At 59.0% G+C, this 17,091-nt stretch carries 20 protein-coding genes; 11 read left to right on the top strand and 9 right to left on the bottom strand.

Features of this window, described 5'->3' with window-relative positions; genetic code table 11:
- Positions 1 to 55: 55 nt before the first annotated feature.
- The 3 genes from ABLU87_RS02600 to ABLU87_RS02590 are packed head-to-tail and all read right to left on the bottom strand — an operon-like array spanning position 56 to position 2,323.
- Complete coding sequence (locus ABLU87_RS02600) at positions 56 to 1,159, bottom strand: M20 peptidase aminoacylase family protein (RefSeq protein WP_049102131.1); 1,104 nt, start codon at positions 1,157 to 1,159, stop codon at positions 56 to 58.
- A gap of 20 nt (positions 1,160 to 1,179) precedes the next feature.
- Positions 1,180 to 1,647 carry a YjiG family protein gene (locus ABLU87_RS02595; protein WP_004128539.1) on the bottom strand — a complete coding sequence of 156 codons (468 nt, stop codon included), beginning with the start codon at positions 1,645 to 1,647 and terminating at the stop codon, positions 1,180 to 1,182.
- Complete coding sequence (locus ABLU87_RS02590; RefSeq protein WP_014227768.1) at positions 1,640 to 2,323, bottom strand: nucleoside recognition domain-containing protein; 684 nt, start codon at positions 2,321 to 2,323, stop codon at positions 1,640 to 1,642. The genes ABLU87_RS02595 and ABLU87_RS02590 overlap by 8 nt, the downstream gene beginning before the upstream one ends.
- Positions 2,324 to 2,635: 312 nt before the next feature.
- Between ABLU87_RS02590 and ABLU87_RS02585 the strand changes: the two genes are divergently transcribed.
- Positions 2,636 to 3,550 (top strand): LysR substrate-binding domain-containing protein, encoded by a 915-nt coding sequence (locus tag ABLU87_RS02585; protein WP_025108161.1) that lies wholly within the window; start codon positions 2,636 to 2,638, stop codon positions 3,548 to 3,550.
- Between the two features lie 2 nt (positions 3,551 to 3,552).
- On the opposite strand, the gene ABLU87_RS02580 is transcribed toward ABLU87_RS02585, so the two are convergent.
- The 4 genes from ABLU87_RS02580 to ABLU87_RS02565 form a co-directional block, all read right to left on the bottom strand.
- Positions 3,553 to 4,617 (bottom strand): DUF2955 domain-containing protein, encoded by a 1,065-nt coding sequence (locus ABLU87_RS02580; RefSeq protein ID WP_004098265.1) that lies wholly within the window; start codon positions 4,615 to 4,617, stop codon positions 3,553 to 3,555.
- Complete coding sequence (locus tag ABLU87_RS02575; RefSeq protein WP_032693019.1) at positions 4,607 to 5,674, bottom strand: HlyD family secretion protein; 1,068 nt, start codon at positions 5,672 to 5,674, stop codon at positions 4,607 to 4,609. The genes ABLU87_RS02580 and ABLU87_RS02575 overlap by 11 nt, the downstream gene beginning before the upstream one ends.
- 6 nt (positions 5,675 to 5,680) lie before the next feature.
- A complete protein-coding gene (locus tag ABLU87_RS02570; RefSeq protein ID WP_014227766.1) occupies positions 5,681 to 6,145 on the bottom strand; it encodes a MarR family transcriptional regulator in 465 nt (154 codons plus the stop codon).
- Positions 6,146 to 6,624: 479 nt separating this feature from the next.
- Positions 6,625 to 6,789, bottom strand: coding sequence for a DUF1127 domain-containing protein (locus tag ABLU87_RS02565; protein WP_064507003.1), 165 nt, complete (start codon positions 6,787 to 6,789; stop codon positions 6,625 to 6,627).
- A 177-nt stretch (positions 6,790 to 6,966) separates the two neighbouring features.
- Between ABLU87_RS02565 and ABLU87_RS02560 the strand changes: the two genes are divergently transcribed.
- The 3 genes from ABLU87_RS02560 (at position 6,967) to ABLU87_RS02550 (ending at position 11,204) form a co-directional block, all read left to right on the top strand.
- Complete coding sequence (locus ABLU87_RS02560; protein ID WP_122117627.1) at positions 6,967 to 8,391, top strand: PLP-dependent aminotransferase family protein; 1,425 nt, start codon at positions 6,967 to 6,969, stop codon at positions 8,389 to 8,391.
- 561 nt (positions 8,392 to 8,952) lie between these two features.
- A complete protein-coding gene (locus tag ABLU87_RS02555; RefSeq protein WP_122117628.1) occupies positions 8,953 to 9,864 on the top strand; it encodes an acetamidase/formamidase family protein in 912 nt (303 codons plus the stop codon).
- The gene (locus ABLU87_RS02550; RefSeq protein ID WP_004128506.1) at positions 9,861 to 11,204 is read left to right on the top strand and encodes an APC family permease; all 1,344 of its coding nucleotides are present in this window, start codon (positions 9,861 to 9,863) and stop codon (positions 11,202 to 11,204) included. The genes ABLU87_RS02555 and ABLU87_RS02550 overlap by 4 nt, the downstream gene beginning before the upstream one ends.
- A gap of 283 nt (positions 11,205 to 11,487) precedes the next feature.
- Here the strand turns inward: ABLU87_RS02550 and ABLU87_RS02545 are convergent, their stop codons facing one another.
- Together ABLU87_RS02545 and ABLU87_RS02540 are read right to left on the bottom strand one after the other, a co-directional pair.
- Positions 11,488 to 11,931: a FosA family fosfomycin resistance glutathione transferase gene (locus ABLU87_RS02545; RefSeq protein WP_064375701.1), complete on the bottom strand. Its 444-nt coding sequence runs from the start codon at positions 11,929 to 11,931 to the stop codon at positions 11,488 to 11,490.
- Positions 11,925 to 12,833: a LysR family transcriptional regulator gene (locus tag ABLU87_RS02540; RefSeq protein ID WP_122117629.1), complete on the bottom strand. Its 909-nt coding sequence runs from the start codon at positions 12,831 to 12,833 to the stop codon at positions 11,925 to 11,927. The genes ABLU87_RS02545 and ABLU87_RS02540 overlap by 7 nt, the downstream gene beginning before the upstream one ends.
- 87 nt (positions 12,834 to 12,920) lie before the next feature.
- Between ABLU87_RS02540 and ABLU87_RS02535 the strand changes: the two genes are divergently transcribed.
- From ABLU87_RS02535 to ABLU87_RS02505, 7 genes are all read left to right on the top strand, one after another.
- Complete coding sequence (locus tag ABLU87_RS02535; protein ID WP_122117630.1) at positions 12,921 to 13,703, top strand: NAD(P)H-dependent oxidoreductase; 783 nt, start codon at positions 12,921 to 12,923, stop codon at positions 13,701 to 13,703.
- A gap of 147 nt (positions 13,704 to 13,850) precedes the next feature.
- Complete coding sequence (locus tag ABLU87_RS02530) at positions 13,851 to 14,435, top strand: TetR/AcrR family transcriptional regulator (RefSeq protein WP_004098242.1); 585 nt, start codon at positions 13,851 to 13,853, stop codon at positions 14,433 to 14,435.
- A 17-nt stretch (positions 14,436 to 14,452) separates the two neighbouring features.
- A complete protein-coding gene (locus tag ABLU87_RS02525) occupies positions 14,453 to 15,253 on the top strand; it encodes a winged helix-turn-helix domain-containing protein (RefSeq protein ID WP_014227752.1) in 801 nt (266 codons plus the stop codon).
- Positions 15,250 to 15,768: a FidL-like protein gene (locus tag ABLU87_RS02520; RefSeq protein WP_004098240.1), complete on the top strand. Its 519-nt coding sequence runs from the start codon at positions 15,250 to 15,252 to the stop codon at positions 15,766 to 15,768. The genes ABLU87_RS02525 and ABLU87_RS02520 overlap by 4 nt, the downstream gene beginning before the upstream one ends.
- A 404-nt stretch (positions 15,769 to 16,172) precedes the next feature.
- Complete coding sequence (locus ABLU87_RS02515) at positions 16,173 to 16,451, top strand: BMC domain-containing protein (protein WP_004098239.1); 279 nt, start codon at positions 16,173 to 16,175, stop codon at positions 16,449 to 16,451.
- Between the two features lie 17 nt (positions 16,452 to 16,468).
- Positions 16,469 to 16,753: a BMC domain-containing protein gene (locus tag ABLU87_RS02510; RefSeq protein WP_004098238.1), complete on the top strand. Its 285-nt coding sequence runs from the start codon at positions 16,469 to 16,471 to the stop codon at positions 16,751 to 16,753.
- 15 nt (positions 16,754 to 16,768) lie between these two features.
- Positions 16,769 to 17,047, top strand: a complete 279-nt coding sequence (locus ABLU87_RS02505) for a BMC domain-containing protein (RefSeq protein ID WP_002442217.1) — start codon at positions 16,769 to 16,771, stop codon at positions 17,045 to 17,047.
- Positions 17,048 to 17,091 lie beyond the last annotated feature (44 nt).

The following is a 17,091-nucleotide window of genomic DNA, read 5'->3' as shown; positions in this document are numbered from 1 at the left end:
AGCGCGAATCATCGCCCGGCGGCGTACAGTGAGCACAATATCCGGGTTTGTTCCCTCAGCCCAGCAGCTGGCGAATGCAGGATTTAAACACCCGCACGCCATCCGCCAGCGCGGCGCGGTCGAAGTGCATCTCCGGATGATGCAGCCCCGGCAGCAGGTCGCAGCCCAGCCCCCAGAACCCGCCCTTCACCTGTGGACGCAGGCGCAGATAGTGGAAAAAGTCCTCGCTGCCCGGCGTACTCTTCGCCGCCGTTAAGCCGGCTTCGCCAAACGTTTCCCGGATCGCCTGGCTGACGATAGCCGTAGCCTGTTCGTCGATAATCGCGGCGGGCATCTCCTTGACGATCTGGATATCGACGGTGGCGCCGTAAGCCGCCGCGCTGCTCTCTATCGCCCGCACCACCCGCTCTTTCAGCGTCGCCATGCCGTCATTTTCCGCGCTGCGCAGATCCCAGCACACGTGCGCTTTCGCCGGCACCGAGTTGGTTACCCCCGCATCGCACAGAAAGCGCGTCGCTTTAGCGCTCCAGGTCAGCGAAGGCGCCAGATGAATCCCGTTTACCGCCTGCACCGCGTGCGACGCGGCATCCAGCGCGTTAACGCCCAGGTGAGGCCGGGCGGCATGCGCGGCTTTGCCGTGGAAATCGACCATCACCGTCGCCGAGGCGGAGTAGTACATCGCCGGCACCGCCTTGCCCATCGGACACTCCTCCAGCGGCCTGAGGTGGAAGCCGAACAGCATCTCCACGTCGTCCAGCGCGCCCGCGTCCGTCAGCGCGATCGCCCCGGTGCCCAGCTCTTCGGCGGGCTGAAAGAGTATTTTCAGCTTCCCGCGCTTCACCAGCCCTTCGGCGAGGATCTCTTCCGCGGCGGTCAACACCACCGAAGAGTGACCGTCATGACCACAGGTATGGCGAGCCTCTAAGCGGCCATCGATGATATGGCCCAGCGCATCCATATCCGCCCGCAGCGCCACGACCGGCCCCGGCTTACCGCTATCCAGCAGCGCAACAATGCCGGTGGTGCCGCCGACGTTGCGCTGAACCTGAAACCCCGCGGCTTCTAATGCATCGCCGATGTATGCCGACGTTTTGTGCTCCTCAAAGCCCAGTTCAGGGATTTGATGCAGATAATTGAAATGCTCTAAAGTTCGCGACACGTCTTACTCCTTGCCTTCTATTATGCAATCACGCGCATGACCAGCATGGCGATGACGGCATTGATAATGCTCACCGCCATCAGCAGCGGCCAATATTTTTTCGGGACATCCGCCACGCCGAGCAGGCGCCCCATGTACTGAAGCTGCGAACCCATGAGGAAAATCGCCGGGATGAGAATCGTGATATCCGCCACGTTGAGGGTGCCTTTGCTCAACAGGCTCACCGCCACGCCGGTTCCCGCAGAGGCGGAAAGCCAGGAGGTCAGCAATACGGTAATAGCTTCACCCGGCAGGCCAAACAGGCCCATCAGCGGCGCGCAGACGTGGCCGATGATCTGCATCACGCCGAGCAAATTCAGCATTTCAGCGATCACGTAGGCCATTAATACATTCGGCATCAGATTGTTGATGGCGATATTAAATCCTTTGCGCGCGCCGATAACGAAAATATCGAACGGGTTACTGCCGACTTTTGCCGAATTATTCATTTTCAAAATCCCTTTTATAAGCGGTATTCAGAACCAGACGCGTGATTGCCGCGCCGACAAATTTCAGCACAAACATTAAAAGCAGCGGAATAATGATAGGAATGGTTAACGAAGCGAAAAGCGCTGAGCCAATCGAGAAGTAGTTATTAATCAGACCGGCGCCGGAATATTGCCAGGCCCCCATAATAACCAGATCCTTACGATTTATTTTGTCGCTGTCATACAGCTCTTTGGTCAGCGCCGCCCCGGCATCGGTACTCTGTAAGTCGGTAATCAGCGCCAGGCCGGTATAACCGGGGATCCCGAGCAGCGGGCGAAGCAGCGGGGTCAGCAGCTTATGCGCCGCGCGGATCGCGCCGTAGTGGGTAAATATCTCCAGCAGCCCCAGCGCCAGCATCACCGTCGGCACCAGCGACAGGGCAAACAGGAAGCCGGCCTTGGCGCTGATGCCGCCGCTGCCGATAAAGGTGTTGGTTTCCGGCGTTTTCATGGTGCCGAACGCGCCGCCGAGGGTGGTAAAGTCAAACGCCCCCAGCCAGGCCATGCCCTCAACCTTAAACAGCAACCCGGAGAAAACTAACAATACGACGATCAGTGAAATCCAGGCTCCGGGCCCGACTTTCCACTCATTTGTCGTTTCGTCGGAGGAACATTCCAACGTTTTATTTTCACTCATACCCTGTCCTCTCACATAATGAAATGTTAGTGCGATTGTTTGCAATTTGAAATTATGTCAATTTATTGTTATTCGAATTTATTATTTTCACTGATAAGCTTTTCCATATTCCCTTAATCAGCATCATCACTATTTCTTATTCTTCAACTCCCCAAGCCTTGCCGCCTTAATTGCGCGCCGGGAATAAGCGATGAGAATTTTCCTCCCTGTCAGTTTTTGTCCGAATTACGATTATCTATAACTTGCCGGGATGATAAATACCTGTGAAAGGGTGTTATTGTTGACCACAGGTCAACAAAGGAGCGAGAAACGATGTTGCATGAGAGGCCGATGAGCTATCTGTATGAAGTCGGGATTCAGGGAGGCATTCGCCGGGCCGCCGATATGCTGGGCATCAACCCGTCAGTCATCAGCCGCCAGATAGCGCAGCTGGAACGGGCGCTGGAGCTGCCACTGCTCGAACGCCAGGGACGAAACGTGGTGCTGACCGAAGCCGGACGTCTGCTGGCGGAGGACTACTTCGAAAGCCGTCAGCGCCGGGAAAAGCTGGAAAGTCACCTGAAGGATTTACGCCATATGCGCGGCGGGACTATCTCGGTGAGGATTGGCGGCGGGCTGGTCACCACCTTTATTGAATCGGTAATGAGCACCTTTTCTCAGTCCTGGCCTAACGTGTTCGTGGATATTATTGTCGGCAGCATGCAGGAGATGCTCAACGATATCGCCAGCGGCGAAGCGGATATGGCGGTCGCCTTCGGCCCCATCGGCAACCCGGAGCTTAAACGCCACAGCTTTCAGTGGGGCCCTATCTGCGCCGTGGTCTCGCCACAGCATCCCATCGCTGCCCTGCCCGCCGTCACCATCGATGAGCTTACGCAATATCGCCTGATCGCGCTCACCGACAGCTTTGGCCTGCAGCGCCATATGAACGCCATGTTTAAAACCGCCGGACGGCAGTTTCATCCGGCCTATCGCTGCAACCTCTTTTCCACCGCCATGAGCCTGAGCCAGGCGGGATTGGGGATCTCTTTTATGACCGCATACGCCGCCCGGGAAGCAATAGCCCACGGTATTCTGACCGCGGTCCCCATCGATCATCCCATCGCCAGCAGCGCCCAGTGCCACCTGCTACGCAACTCCGACCGCCGCTTTTCCCCGGCGGCGCATCATATGTGGCGGCTGCTGCACAACGCTTTTCGGGACGCGCAGCGGGCGCTGGCGGCCTGAGCTTATTCGGTCACTACGAATCGGGTTGGCGCAAAGCAGTTCAGCAGCCGATGCATAAGGAAGACCATGGTCAGCGTAACGATCAGCGCCACGGTGACGGAAGTGATGCGGTACAGATCGCTGAACACCAGGTCCTGGTCCGGATGCAGGTTCTGGCCGAACATGATGCCGATGGTGGTAATGCTGGCGAAGCCAACGCCGGCCCCCACCTTCTCCATCACGTGCAGGCGGGCGCTAAACGCCAGGCCGAGACCAATCAGCGGCATCATCAGCACCATATGATTGCTGAAGTCGTAGATAATCAGCTGCACCACCAGGATATAAAGGCAGGCCAGCACCACCCCCACCACGCGCCAGATCGAGCTAATCACCGCGCCGCGATAGTGCATCGGGAACAGAATTAAAATCCCCGCCATTAGCGCCGACAGCGAGTCGCTCAGATCGCAGACCTGAAAGATCACAAAGATCATTGTCGCCACGCTGCCGGAGAGCAGCGATTCGTGGCGAATACGGGCAGCATCTTTTTCAATGCGCGGCGGCGGCTTGCGCGGTTCAACGTCCGGGATGAAGTAGTTCAGCAGCGCGCTGAGCGCCACCGCCATCACGCAGGCCTCCATATTGGAGAACATCAGGGTGTGCCAGTTGCTGGTGGGATAGCTCATAAAGTTGAGCATCGTGCTTTGACACACCACGCCCATCGACCCCAGCAGAAACAGCGGCCCCTGGCTCATAAAGCGAAAGCGCATCACGTACAGGCCAAACACCACCAGCGTCATAATCACCGGCCACTGCGACAGATAGCCGACGATTAATACCATTTCGACGCAGTTCACCGCTGCGCTGAACACAAACTGCCGCGCCACGTGACGGTTAAATACCGGCACCAGCGACAGCAGCATCAGCGGATAAACCACGAAAAAGACGCCGTACTGTACGTCGTAGAAGGTCGAAATGCTCAGTGCGATAGTGCCGGCCACGGCGATGCGCAGCGTCTGGCGAAAATCGTTCGCCGTGTAGACGATGTTGCCGTGCGGGGTGAAGACCCGCGCCAGGGTATTAATAGACATAGTGCAGGAAGCTCACCAGATGGATCTGCGCGCCGGCGAAGGTACGGGCGAACGGGCCATCGCTGTTATAGAGCTGTACCGTCGCGCGGGCGCCGGTGGGCAGCGGCTTATCCAGCGGCTCGTCCAGGGCGACGTGAATACGCATGCGCTGCGCGTCGCGCACCCAGCGGGTGGACTGCTCCGGCTGCGACAGCTGGCCATTGACCTCTTCCTGTCCGGCCAGAATACCGGCATCGCTGCTGGTGACGTGCGCCGGGAAGACTTTCCCCGGCAGCGCATCAAACACCACCGCGGCATCGGTATTGACGCCGGTGTGGCGCAGGCTCTTCTCGCGGAAATCAGCGACGATATCGGTCTGATTGCTCACCAGCGCCAGCAGCGGCGTGGCGGCGGTGGCGTACAGACCGGGGTTAAGCTGCAGGTTGCTCACCATCCCGTCGGTCTCCGCGCGGACCTTCGTCCAGCCGAGGTTAAGCTGCGCCTCTTCCAGCGCATTGCGGTACTTCTGCAGCGTGACGTTGCGCCCATCGTCGCGCTCGCCGCGCTGGATCAGCAGATTCTGGATACTGGCGTTGAGCGCGCTGACCGACTGCTCGCTGGTCTGCCAGGTGGTGCGCACTTTATCCAGATCCGACTGGGAAACGTTCTGCATGGTGCTCAGGCGCTGGTAGCGCTCGAAGGTCACCTTATCGTTGCGCGCGGTGTACTGGGCGGTGCGCAGGTTGGCGCGGGCAGAGGCGATCTGCGCGTCCAGCTGCTGGTTGCTGAGTTTCGCCTGTTCAAGGGCGATCTGCGCCGCTTCCACTTTATTGATAAACGGCGTCGGGTCCAGTTCATAGAGCAGGTCGCCCTTCTTCACCTGGCTGTTGTTGTGCACATAGACATGGGAGACATAGCCGGAGACGCGCGACGAGACCGGCGTGACCACGCGCATCACGGTGGAGTCCGGCGTGAGCGGGATCCAGATATCGGCAACGATAAACCAGGCGAATATGGCCAGGAAGGCGGCAATACTCACCCTTACCCAGCGGGCAAATTTCTGTTCAGGGGTCATCATAGTGTTTTAGATCTTGTTATCTTCTTCGCGGATAGTCCGCAGATTGCAGGCGATTTGATTTAACGTAGCGCTAAAGGCGGCGAGCTGCGCTTCAGGGATAGTTTCGGTGACGCGCTGTTGATAGGTCTCAATCACGCGGTTCAGCTTCTCCAGAATAGCGCGGCCTTCCGCCGTCAGCGTCAGCAGGCGTATGCGTTTGTCATAAGGCGATGTAGAACGCAGCAGATAGCCCTGCTTTTCCAGCTGCGTGAGGGTGCGCATCAGCGGCGGCAGTTCAATGCCCTGCACCTCCGCCAGCTCGCTGACCGAGACGTTATCCCCCAGCTGATGCAGCTGCATCAGCACCGTCCAGCTTGACTGGGTCAGGCCGGTGTCGGTAATGGCAGAATCAATAATCGCGCGCCACTGGCGCACCACCATCGCCATGCGCATCCCCATCGGGCGGCGGGCAAACAGGTCGTCTTCGGTCATCTTTTTTTCCTCACTTAACGGTGAGGAAAATAATACTTATCACGGTAAGTATCAAGAAACGAAGAGTGGATAAGCATGAATTGATAAATTCTGTGAATGTATCATCCCCGGTCGCGCTTGCGCTTACCGGGGCTACAGCTCTGCGCGGTCTGGTCGCCCGGACCAGGCGCGTCAAGCGCCGCCTCCGGGAAAATCCCCGGTCGCGCTCACGTTTACCGGGGCTACAGCTCTGCACGGTCTGGTAGCCCGGACAGGCGCGTCAAGCGCCGCCTCCGGGGAAATCCCCGGTCGCGCTCACGCTTACCGGGGCTACGGCTCTGCGCGGTCTGGTAGCCCGAACAGGCGCGTCAAGCGCCGCCTCCGGGAAAATCCCGGTCGCGCTTGCGCTTACCGGGGCTACAGTTCTGCGCGGTCTGGTAGCCCGGACAGGCGCGTCAAGCGCCGCCTCCGGGAAAATGCCGGGTAACAAATCGCACTTTTTAATTGATCTGATCCCGACGCAGCCCGACATCTTTTAGCTGTTCGTCGCTCATACGCTGCAATGTTCTGCGCGTTTGTTCGCGAAGCCACCATTTTTTGATCACCCGCGCCAGAAATACGAAGCCGATAAACGGCTGTCTTGCCCGATTCTCGTGAAATTCCATCCTCTACCTCCTCACCTTGCCAGAGGCTTTATCTTCACGGATCCGCGGCTAAACAATACAGATTCACAAAATACTTTTCTTTAACATACAGATTCGCTAAAACGTACAGCAGACCTCATTTTTACCGCCAATCTGTACTGGTTTATTGATCTGTATGGCGACGATCAAGGATACAGCATGACCCGCTATCAACATCTGGCCAGCCTGCTGGCAGAACGCATCGAACAGGGGCTGTATCGCCCCGGCGAAAAGCTGCCGTCGGTGCGCAGCCTGAGCCAGGAACACGGCGTTAGCATCAGCACCGTTCAGCAGGCCTACCAGATGCTGGAACAGCAGCAGCTGATCGTGCCGCAGCCGCGATCCGGCTATTTCGTGGCTCCGCGTAAAGCCCAGCCGCCGGTACCGCCGATGTCGCGTCCGGTCCAGCGCCCCGTCGAGATCACCCAGTGGGATCAGGTGCTGACCATGCTCGACGCCCGCCACGATAAATCGATTATCCCCTTCGGCGGCGGCTCGCCGGACGTCACTCAGCCAAGCCTGAAGCCTATCTGGCGCGAGCTGAGCCGGGCAATTCAGCACAACCTGAGCGAAGTGCTGAACTACGACGAGCTGGCCGGGCGTCGCGAACTGCGCGAACAGATCGCCCGCCTGATGCTCGACGGCGGATCGGTGGTCACCGCCAACGACCTGGTGCTCACCAGCGGCTGCCACAGCGCGCTGTCGCTGGCGCTGCTGTCGGTGTGCCAGCCCGGCGATATCGTCGCCGTCGAATCCCCTTGCTACTACGGCACCATGCAGATGCTGCGCGGATTAGGGCTAAAAACCATCGAGATCCCCACCGATCCGGAAACCGGGATCAGCATCGAGGCGTTAGAGCTGGCGCTCGATCAATGGCCGATCAAAGGGGTGATCCTGGTCCCCAACTGCAATAATCCGCTGGGATTTATCATGCCGGATGCCCGCAAGCGGGCGGCGCTGTGCCTCGCCCAGCGCCACGATATCGTTATCTTTGAGGATGATATCTACGGCGAGCTGGCAACCGAATACCCGCGCCCTCGCACGATCCATTCCTGGGATATCGACGGCCGGGTGATGCTCTGCAGTTCGTTTACCAAAACCATCGCTCCCGGCCTGCGCATCGGCTGGATTGCCCCCGGCCGTTATTACGATCGCCTGCTGCAGATGAAATATGCCGCCAGCGGTACCAACGTCCCCTCCACCCAGCTGGCGGCCTGTAACTTTATTCGCGAAGGCCACTATCACCGCCACGTGCGGCGGATGCGGCAGATCTATCAGCGTAATATGGAAATTTACACCTGCTGGCTGCGGGAGTTTTTCCCCTGCGGGATCTGCGTTACCCGCCCGAAAGGCGGCTTTATGCTGTGGGTCGAGCTGCCGGAGCAGGTGGATATGGTCTGCGTCGCGAAGCAGCTGTGCCGGCTGAAGATCCAGGTCGCGCCGGGATCGCTGTTTTCAGCATCCGGGAAATATCGCAACTGCTTAAGGATCAACTGCGCCCTGCCGCCGACAGATAAACATAAAGAGGTGATGGTGCAGCTGGGAATGGCGTTGAAGGTGGCGATGGAGTGGGCGCCGGAGTGAGTCTGCGCTGGCCGGTACTACCGGTTCCCCGCCGTCTGCGGGCCGGTAGCCCGGACAGGTGCGCAAGCGCCGCCTCCGGGAAACCATATCCCCCAATCCTCTGATTATCTCCCCGGTGGCGCTGCGCTGACCGGGCTACGGGTTCCCCGCCGTCTGCGGGCCGGTAGCCCGGACAGGTGCGCAAGCACCGCCTCCGGGTTCCCCTCTGTGAGAGCCCAAATACTCTGGCATTATCATCAATACCCCCACGGCATATTGCGCTAAATTACCAGCACGTAAATTTTCGCAGAGTAATCTGCTATATAAACGATTAATAGCAGTAAATAATGAAACACTGACAACCAGTAATAAGATATTGAATAGTCAAACGACTTAATAACCAGCATATAAAAACATCAAATTAAAATATACAACCGCCTGATTCACCAGCAAATATATACCATTTATTTTTGAAAAAACTGACCTGATTGCCTTCCTGTAATAATCCCGATAAATTCACTCACTCCCCCTGCGGGAAACTCTAAATATAAAAAACACAACAATATAACCGGGATGAATGTCATGAAAATTACCAAAGATCGGGTGGTTTACGCCATGTCGCGGGATAACGCTCCTGTCGCTACCGTCAGCAGCGGAAGCGAAGTGCTGTTCGAAACCTGCGACTGCTTCTCCGACCAAATCACCTCCGCCGATGCCGTGTTCAACGAGCTGGACTGGCAGCGTATTAACCCGGCGACCGGGCCGGTCTACGTCGAGGGCGCCGAGCCGGGCGATGCGCTCAAGGTCACCATCAAGCGCATTACCCTGACGAGCAATCAGGCAGTGATGGTCACCGCGCCGCAGCTGGGGGTGATTGGCGACGAGCTTGATGCCCCGAAGGTCACTATCGTGCCCATTGAAAACGACCATGCCATACTGCCCGGCAACGTGCGCGTCCCGCTCAACCCGATGGTCGGCGTGATCGGCGTCGCGCCTGCCGGGGAAGCCATCTCCTGCGGCACGCCGGATAGCCACGGCGGCAATATGGACTGCAAAATGATCACCGCCGGCAGCACCCTGTGGCTGCCGGTCAACGTCCCCGGGGCGCTGTTCGGGCTGGGCGATTTACACGCCGCGATGGGCGATGGCGAAGTCTCGGTCTGCGGTCTGGAAATCCCCGGCGAAGTGCTGGTCGAACTGACGGTAGTTAAAAACCGCCGCCTGCCGCTGCCGATGCTCGAAAACAGCGAGACCCTGTTTACCCTCGCCTCGGCGCTGAGGCTCGATGATGCCGCCGCCCTGGCCACCCGCAATATGGCGCACTTTATCGCCGACAATACCTCCCTGACGCTGGCTGAAGCGATCAGTATTCTGAGCATCGCCGGCGACCTGCAAATCTGTCAGGTGGTCGACCCGCTGAAAACCTGCCGCTACGCGTTACCCAAATCGGTGGCGAAGCAGCTCTCCCTGAGCATCGAAGGGGAGCAGGCATGAGCGTTGAACAATTTGGCTATAAGCAGGAGCTGCATCGGGCGCTGACGTTCCGCGATCTGCTGGTCTACGGGATGATATTTATGGTGCCCATCGCGCCGTTTGGCGTCTTTGGCTACGTCTGGGACGGCGCGCAGGGCATGGTGGCGCTGGCCTATCTCATCGGCATGGTGGCGATGTTCTTTACCGCCATGAGCTACTGGTCGATGTCGCGCGCGTTTCCGGTCTCCGGCTCGGTATACGCCTATGCCCAGCGCGGGATTCATCCCATTGTCGGCTTTTTTGCCGGCTGGCTGATCCTGCTGGACTATATTCTGGTGCCGTCGCTGCTCTATATCGTCAGCGCGGCGGCGCTGGCGCCCATGCTGCCGGGCGTGCCGGGCTGGCTGTGGATTGTCGGCTTTATCGCGATTAACAGCCTGATTAACCTGCGCGGCATTACCTTTACCGCACGCGCCAATAATACGATTCTGATCGCGGAGATCGTGGTGCTGTCAGTGTTCGTCGTGCTGGGGCTGATTGCGCTCTACTCCGGCGCCGGGGCGGGCCATCTGACCCTCGACCCGCTCTACAACGCCGATAAGTTCAGCCTGCCGCTGGTGATGGGCGCGGTCTCCATCGCCGTGCTCTCGTTCCTCGGCTTCGACGGGATCTCCACGCTGTCGGAGGAAACGAAAGGCGGCGTAGATACCGTGGGTAAGGCGTCGCTGGGCGCGCTGATGCTGGTCGGTTCGCTGTTTATCCTGCAGACGTGGATTGCCGCCGATCTGGCGCAGGGCATGACGTTCAGCAGCCTTGATACCGCCTTCTACGATACCGCGAATCTGGCGGGCGGCGGCTGGCTGAAGTATGTCACCATGTGGTCGACGGTGATCTCCTGGGGGATTGCTAACGCCCTGGTGGCGCAGGCCGCCGTGTCGCGTATTCTGTTTGCGATGGCGCGCGACAAGCAGCTGCCGCAGCTGCTGGCGAAAGTGCACCCGCGGCTGAAAACGCCTTACGTCAGCACCCTGTTTGTGGCGCTGATTTCGCTGGCTTCCGGCCTCTGGTTCTACGGCGATATCGATAACCTCAGCCGGCTGGTGAACTTCGGCGCGCTGATGGGCTTCCTGGTGCTGCACATTGCCGTGATAAACCATTACATCATTCGCCAGAAATCGCGCAATCTGGTGGTACACCTGCTGTTCCCGGTGGTGGGGCTGTGCATTATCGGCTTTGTGATTTATGAAATGGACGCGCAGGCCAAGGTGCTGGGGCTGAGCTGGCTGGCGGTTGGCGTGGTCTATTACCTGCTGATGCGCCTGGTGCTCAAGCGCAATGTGGAACTGAAGCTGGAAGGCTAACGCGATTTATCTCCCCGGCTTGCGCTACGCTTAGCCGGGCTACGGGTTCCCCATCGTCTGCGAGCCCGTAGCCCGGACAAGGCGCGTCAAGCGCCGCCTCCGGGAAACCGCGCGCAATGCAGCCTCTGCTTTTCCCCGGCTCGCGCTGCGCTTAGCCGGGCTACAGGTTACCCAGCCATCTGCGGGCCGGTAGCCCGGACAAGGCGCGTCAAGCGCCGCCTCCGGGGAAACAACGCGCAATACAGCCTCCACTTTTCCCCGGCTCGCGCTGCGTTTAGCCGGGCTACGGGTTCCCGGCCGCCTGTTCGTCCTCGCCAAAAAACACCATACCTTTATAGGGCTTCGCCCGGCACGCCGCCAGGCGCTGGGCGAGATTGCCAACGTGCAGCTCCAGCTTGTGGCCGTCCGGGTCGAGGAAATAGTGCGACGCGCCTTCGCTTTTATTGGTTTTCCAAACAGGAACGCCAGCCGCATTCAGACGCCCGACAACAAGCGCGAAATCCTCTTCCGCAATGCTGAACGCGTAGTGGGTGTAGTCGCTCTCCTCCGGCGAAATGACGCGCCGCTGCGGGTCCAGCGACAGGCACAGCCAGAGGTCGCCGCAGGAAAAATATGCGCCGTTATCCCAGCGCGCGCGCAGCGTCATCCCCGGAAGCTGCTGATAAAACGCCACGCTCGGCGCCAGCTGGCTGACCGCCAGGGTCAGATGGTTTAATCCGCTTAACATGGCTTTTCCTCTAATGACGTTACGATTTGCTGGCGCAGCCACCGGTGCGCCGGATCGCGGTGCCAGCGCTCGTGCCACAGCATCAGCATCTCAAACCCGGCGACCGCCAGCGGCGGTTCAACCACCGTCAGGCCGCCAGCGCCACGCACCAACCGCTCCGGAAGCACCGCCACCAGCTCGCTATTGCGCAGCGTCTCCAGCATAAACAGGAAATGTGGCACGGAAAGGACAACCCGCCGCGCCAGCCCGAGATTCGCCAGCGCGCTATCGGTCGCGGCGCTGAATCCACCGCCATCCGGCGAGACAATCACCTGCTCCAGCTGACAGAACTGCGCCAGGCTTAATGGCGACTGCAGCGCCGGGTGCCCCGCCCTGCCCGCCAGCACGTAGCGTTCGCGGAACAGCAAACGCTGATGCAGCCCGGGCGGCGCGCCGTCTCGCGTGTGAAAAAACAGATCCACTTCATCGCGATCCGCCTGCTGTACCAGCCGCGCGGGCTGTAGCTCAAACAGCGCCAGGCGGCTGGCCGGAGAGGCGATGCGCAGGGTATTGAGCACCGGCAGCAAAATCGCCGACGCCATATAGTCCGTCGCCGCCACCCGCCAGGTCTGCGCCGCCGTGGCCGGGTCGAAGGGCTGAACCGACGCCACCGCCAGCTCCAGCGCCAGCAGCGCATCGCGCAGCGGCCCGCGTAGTTCATCGGCGCGGGCGGTGGGCTGCATACCGCGCGGCCCCGGCAGCAGCAGCGGGTCGGCGAAAATCTCGCGCAGTCGCGCCAGCTGCACGCTGACCGACGGCTGCGACAGGTTGAGGCGCTGCGCCGCGCGGGTGACGTTATTTTCGCTGAGCAGAACGTTCAGCGTGCGCAGCAAATTGAGATCCAGCCCCTGCAGATTAACCATCACTATACCTGTCATTGAAGCAATTCATTTCTACTATAGCGTCGCCGACTCTACTCTGCTGCTCTCCATTGCTCTGAGGTGATTTCAATGAAAATACTACTGGTTTACGCCCATCCTGAACCGCATTCGCTTAACGGCGCGCTGAAAGATTTTACCGTCCAGCATCTGCAAAACGCCGGCCACGACGTGCAGGTGTCCGATCTCTACGCCATGCGCTGGAAGGCAGGATTTGATGCCGATGACAGCAGCGCCCCGCCGGTCGGTGAAAGCTGGCGGGCAACGCGGGATTCGCAGTACGCCTTCGCTAACGGCACGCAAAGCGCGGATATCGTGGGCGAACAGGAGAAGCTGCTGTGGGCCGATACGGTGATTTTTCAGTTCCCGCTGTGGTGGTTTTCGCTGCCCGCCATCATGAAGGGCTGGATTGATCGGGTCTACGCTTACGGCTTTGCCTACGGCGTCGGCGAGCACAGCGAAACCCACTGGGGCGATCGCTACGGCGAAGGCACGTTCGCGGGGAAACGGGCGATGCTGGTCGTTACCGCCGGCGGATGGGCGGAACACTACGCGCCGCGCGGAATTAACGGGTCTATCGACGACATCCTGTTCCCCATTCAGCACGGAATGCTGTTCTATCCCGGCTTTGAGGTGCTACCGCCGGTGGTGTTCTACCGCACCGACAAACTCGATGCACAGCGCTTCGCCACGCTGCGCGAGGCGCTGGCCCGGCGGCTGGATACCCTCTCCGAAACGCCGCCCATTCCCTTCCGTCGGCAGAATCACGGCGACTATCTGATCCCCTCTCTGAACCTGCGTCCGGAGCTGGCGCCGGGAGAAAACGGCCTCGCTATCCACGTGAAGCCTGTGTGAATCTCGGTGGGTGATATTCGCGGTGCGGCGAATATCACCACAATTCATAAGGTGAACTGTGAGCCTCCACGCAATAACGTCATCCCGCCCCGCTGCGCCCCTTCGCATATTGATAGCGATCAAGAATAATCATACCGTCTGGTCGGTATGATTCGGGCCATGAATATGGAAGCCCAACATCGTAAAAAAGATCCCGTCCGCCTGCATAAGCAACTGCTGGAATCCGCCGCCACCATCGCCGGCCGGGACGGTATCGCCTCGCTGTCGCTGAACGCCGTCGCGCGCGAAGCGGGCGTCAGCAAAGGCGGTTTACTGCACCATTTCCCCAACAAGCAGGCGCTGATTTTCGCCCTCTTTGCCCGCCTGCTGGCGATTATGGAAGAGGCGATTGCAGAGCTTATGGCCGCGGATAACGTCTCTTATGGCCGCTTTACCCGCGCCTATCTGCGCTATCTGTCGGCGCCGGAACTCACGGATACCCAGGAGAGCCGCCAGCTGATGGTGCTGTCGCTGGCCATGCCGGATGAACCGGTGCTGCGAAAATGCTGGCGCGACTGGATGCTGGACCATCTGGCGAAGGGCGATGAACTGGACAATAGCCATACCGGCACGCTGGTGCGCTATGCGGCGGACGGCATCTGGCTATCGGAATTAACCGAGGGGCGCACCATGAGCCCCGGGCACCGGCAGTCGCTGGTCAGCGATCTGACGAAGATGACGCTTCCTGCGTGAAGCATGTTGAGGCCGCGATGCGCTATAACATCCATGGCCGTCTTATTTATGATGCAATGGACGGCACGCTAACGTTACCGGGAAGCGATGAAGCGGACAGCCAGCTGTCCATCACCGCCAACGCGCTGCTGTGGTTCTTCCTGCGCCACACCGAGGTGGTCAGCCGCGATGAGGTGCTTAAAAAAGTCTGGGATGACAACGGGTTAACCTCATCCAACAGCAATCTCAATCAGTACCTGAGCATGCTGCGCAAAACCTTCCGCCACTACGATATCGACAACATTATCGTCACCGTGTCGCGCGGACTGCTGCAGCTCAATCCGGATCTCACCATCGAGAGGCTCGACGCCAGCCCGGAGCCGGAGCCGCCGCCCGCGGCAGAAGCCGAGCCAGACCCGGCCGCGGTCCCGGAAGAACAAAAGACCGTTTCCAGCCGCCACGCGCGCGGTACCTGCTGGTATCTCGCCGGCGGCTGCCTGCTCACCATCGCCCTGCTGCTGGTGGTCTGCAGTTTTCTCGGCGGCAGCACATCGCACCCCATCACCCTGACGCAAATGCGCCACAGCCAGTGCGAGCTGCTGGCCAGCGATGAGATGCTGCGCTCCGTTGCCGGAACCGCCTACGGCAAGAATTTTGATGCCGTGCGCCAGCGCCTGAAGCTGGAATGCAAGCCCGGCGAACGCTTCGTCTTCTTCTATGGCGACCGGCTGGAAACCAACGGCCTGGGCCGGGTATTCCTGGCCCACTGCGCGATGCATGAAGATAACCCGTTCAGCTACTGCGATAACTATTTTTACTATTCATGGAAACCGCAATGAGACTCGCCCCGCGCCCCTTTTTCGCCCTCTCCAGCCTGGTGTTTATTGCCGCCGCCGGGTTCTGCGCCTGGAAGCTGCTGCCGGTCGAAAACGGCGGGGTGATGAGCTGCTCGACCAAAGCGATTATGCGCTTTGAGAACATGGAGAAAGAGAACGTCAACGGCAATATCCATTTCAACTTTGCCGCCAACGGCAAAGGGTCGATGGTCGTCGAGGGCTACACCGATTCCGCCGCCGGCTGGCTTTATCTCCAGCGCTACGTCAAATTTAGCTACACCAGCAAACGCATCTCCACCACCGAGCGCCACTATCGCATCAGCAAGTGGGAATCCAGCGCCTCGTCCATCGATGAATCGCCTGACGTGATCTTCGACTACTTTATGCGCGAGATGTCCGACAGCCACGATGGCCTGTTTCTCAACGCGCAGAAGCTCAATGAGAAAGCTATTCTTCTCAGTTCTATCAACTCCCCGCTCTACGTCTGCACGCTGAAGTCCGGCAGCAAGCTTGACTAAGCTCACACCCGCTTTTCCTTCCTCGCTTTCCCGTTAGTAAAACCGCACGTTTTGCATTTAGCCTGCCGAAGAAAACGCGATCCTCTCCACACTTCATATATCGTCAAATTACCCCCGATCTGCAATAAATTATCAACTTATTAACATCAATCCGCCTCCGGCTAAATGGTGAAAAAAGCGCCACAATCGTCACTCAATCCGCCCCGCCATCGCAGCACAAATGCATAAATCAGCGCCTTAATTAACCTAAATCACAGAGCAAAAGACTAAAAATACCACTCTAGCAGATTTAAATTTCACTTCACTCGCCATTCCCTATAGTGAATCCCGAACGCCGCATCCGCGTCCTGACGCCGTTACGCGGTCGGTTTTCCGAATCACAAAACTGTTCTGGAGGAGAAACCATGGGTGATGCATTAGGGCTTATCGAAACCAAAGGTCTGGTGGCCTGCATTGAAGCCGCGGATGCGATGTGTAAAGCCGCCAACGTCGAGCTGATTAGCTATGAAAACATCGGCTCGGGGCTGGTGACCGTGATGGTGAAGGGCGACGTCGGCGCAGTGAAAGCGGCGGTGGATTCCGGCGTCGAATCCGCGCAGCGCATCGGTGAAGTGGTGACCTCGCTGGTTATCGCTCGTCCGCATAACGACATCAACAAAATCGTCATTAAACACAAGGCCTGATGGCCAGGAGAACGCAAATGGGTGATGCATTAGGTCTGATTGAAACCAAAGGGCTGGTGGCCTGTATCGAAGCGGCGGATGCGATGTGTAAAGCCGCCAACGTGGAACTGATTGGCTATGAAAACGTCGGCTCCGGCCTCGTCACCGCGATGGTGAAAGGCGACGTCGGCGCGGTGAAAGCGGCGGTGGATTCCGGCGTCGAATCCGCGCAGCGCATCGGTGAAGTGGTGACTTCGCTGGTTATCGCCCGCCCGCATAACGACATCAACAAAATCGTCTCGCATTACAAAATCATGGATTAACCGGAGAAAAACCTGATGAAAGAAGCGCTAGGGCTTATCGAAACCAAAGGGCTGGTGGCCTGTATTGAAGCGGCGGATGCGATGTGTAAAGCCGCCAACGTGGAGCTGATTGGCTATGAAAACGTCGGCTCCGGCCTCGTCACCGCGATGGTGAAGGGCGACGTCGGCGCGGTGAATGCCGCGGTGGATTCCGGCGTGGAAGCGGCAAAACGCATCGGCGAAGTCGTCACCTCTCGCGTCATCGCGCGTCCGCATAACGACATCGAAAAAATCGCGGCGCAGCACAAAGCATGACCTGACAGGGCGCGCCCCGTCTCCACTCTTTTAGTCTGATGAAG

Origin of the sequence: Klebsiella sp. CB_Kp196, from assembly GCF_040061575.1 — a bacterium.
Lineage (GTDB): Bacteria > Pseudomonadota > Gammaproteobacteria > Enterobacterales > Enterobacteriaceae > Klebsiella > Klebsiella michiganensis.
Note: the sequence above shows the minus strand (reverse complement) of the source record. Positions and strands in the feature narration are given on the sequence as shown.

Bases quoted from the DNA above. Each gene is read 5' to 3' on its own strand.
- ABLU87_RS02595 (WP_004128539.1), bottom strand. From the start codon at position 1,647: ATGAATAATTCGGCAAAAGTCGGCAGTAACCCGTTCGATATTTTCGTT.
- ABLU87_RS02590 (WP_014227768.1), bottom strand. From the start codon at position 2,323: ATGAGTGAAAATAAAACGTTGGAATGTTCCTCCGACGAAACGACAAAT.
- ABLU87_RS02585 (WP_025108161.1), top strand. From the start codon at position 2,636: ATGTTGCATGAGAGGCCGATGAGCTATCTGTATGAAGTCGGGATTCAG.
- ABLU87_RS02580 (WP_004098265.1), bottom strand. From the start codon at position 4,617: ATGTCTATTAATACCCTGGCGCGGGTCTTCACCCCGCACGGCAACATC.
- ABLU87_RS02575 (WP_032693019.1), bottom strand. From the start codon at position 5,674: ATGATGACCCCTGAACAGAAATTTGCCCGCTGGGTAAGGGTGAGTATT.
- ABLU87_RS02570 (WP_014227766.1), bottom strand. From the start codon at position 6,145: ATGACCGAAGACGACCTGTTTGCCCGCCGCCCGATGGGGATGCGCATG.
- ABLU87_RS02565 (WP_064507003.1), bottom strand. From the start codon at position 6,789: ATGGAATTTCACGAGAATCGGGCAAGACAGCCGTTTATCGGCTTCGTA.
- ABLU87_RS02560 (WP_122117627.1), top strand. From the start codon at position 6,967: ATGACCCGCTATCAACATCTGGCCAGCCTGCTGGCAGAACGCATCGAA.
- ABLU87_RS02555 (WP_122117628.1), top strand. From the start codon at position 8,953: ATGAAAATTACCAAAGATCGGGTGGTTTACGCCATGTCGCGGGATAAC.
- ABLU87_RS02550 (WP_004128506.1), top strand. From the start codon at position 9,861: ATGAGCGTTGAACAATTTGGCTATAAGCAGGAGCTGCATCGGGCGCTG.
- ABLU87_RS02545 (WP_064375701.1), bottom strand. From the start codon at position 11,931: ATGTTAAGCGGATTAAACCATCTGACCCTGGCGGTCAGCCAGCTGGCG.
- ABLU87_RS02540 (WP_122117629.1), bottom strand. From the start codon at position 12,833: ATGGTTAATCTGCAGGGGCTGGATCTCAATTTGCTGCGCACGCTGAAC.
- ABLU87_RS02535 (WP_122117630.1), top strand. From the start codon at position 12,921: ATGAAAATACTACTGGTTTACGCCCATCCTGAACCGCATTCGCTTAAC.
- ABLU87_RS02530 (WP_004098242.1), top strand. From the start codon at position 13,851: ATGATTCGGGCCATGAATATGGAAGCCCAACATCGTAAAAAAGATCCC.
- ABLU87_RS02525 (WP_014227752.1), top strand. From the start codon at position 14,453: ATGCGCTATAACATCCATGGCCGTCTTATTTATGATGCAATGGACGGC.
- ABLU87_RS02520 (WP_004098240.1), top strand. From the start codon at position 15,250: ATGAGACTCGCCCCGCGCCCCTTTTTCGCCCTCTCCAGCCTGGTGTTT.
- ABLU87_RS02515 (WP_004098239.1), top strand. From the start codon at position 16,173: ATGGGTGATGCATTAGGGCTTATCGAAACCAAAGGTCTGGTGGCCTGC.
- ABLU87_RS02510 (WP_004098238.1), top strand. From the start codon at position 16,469: ATGGGTGATGCATTAGGTCTGATTGAAACCAAAGGGCTGGTGGCCTGT.
- ABLU87_RS02505 (WP_002442217.1), top strand. From the start codon at position 16,769: ATGAAAGAAGCGCTAGGGCTTATCGAAACCAAAGGGCTGGTGGCCTGT.